The sequence below is a fragment of the Sphaerospermopsis reniformis genome (genome assembly GCF_005402885.1).
Lineage (GTDB): Bacteria > Cyanobacteriota > Cyanobacteriia > Cyanobacteriales > Nostocaceae > Sphaerospermopsis > Sphaerospermopsis kisseleviana.
The window spans coordinates 1-882 of sequence record NZ_BJCE01000515.1; the positions used below are offsets into that span (position 1 = coordinate 1).

Genomic DNA, 882 nt, shown 5'->3' on the forward strand with positions numbered 1-882 from the left:
AAAAAGTGTGCATTTTTTGGGATTTCAAGAGATGGCAAAGAAATTTTCAAATCTCCTCCTGACTCCTGACTCCTGACTCCTGACTCCTATGCCCTCACGGAAAGACTTTCTCAGCAACCCCTATTTAACGGAAGATTTAAAAATCAAACCAGAGCAAATTATAGTTTTTGGACGTTCTGTAGGGGGAGGTTCAGCGATAGACTTAGCAGCAAGAAAACCGATAGCGGGTTTAATTATTGAAAGTACCTTTACTTCTGCTTTTCGGGTAGTTGTACCTTTTCCCATTTTACCATTTGATAAGTTTAATAATTTAGAGAAAATCAAAAAAGTCAAAGTTCCGGTTTTAGTGATGCACGGTAAGTTAGATGATATTGTTCCTTTTGAGCATGGGGAAAAATTGTTTGCTGCTGTCACTACACCGAAACTTTATTTGTGGGTAGAAGATGCAAATCATAATGATTTTTTTGAGGTTGCACAAGAAAAGTATGGTCAGAAATTGAGGGAGTTTGCTGAATTAGTATCTAAAAATTAAATCCTGCTTCTAATTTCTAAAATTTCTAATTCCTGACTCCTGTAAGGGCGTTCGCGAAGCGTGCTGGAAGCATCAGCATTCGGACGATAAATTATCAATTTTTATCACAGGTTATTTTCCTGTAAGGGCGAAGCATTCGGATGATAAATTATCAATTTTTATCACAGGCTATTTTCCTGTAAGGGCGAAGCATTCGGATGATAAATTATCAATTTTTATCACAGGTTATTTTCCTGTAAGGGCGAAGCATTCGGATGATAAATTATCAATTTTTATCACAGGTTATTTTCCTGTAAGGGCGAAGCATTCGGACGATAAATTATCAATTTTTATCACAGGTTATTTTCCTG

At 36.4% G+C, this 882-nt stretch carries 1 pseudogene; it reads left to right on the forward strand.

Annotation, left to right across the window (positions count from 1 at the left end):
* Positions 1–121 precede the first annotated feature (121 nt).
* Positions 122–532, forward strand: a pseudogene (locus FFR48_RS28125) (alpha/beta hydrolase); the annotation flags it as partial.
* Positions 533–882: the final 350 nt, after the last annotated feature.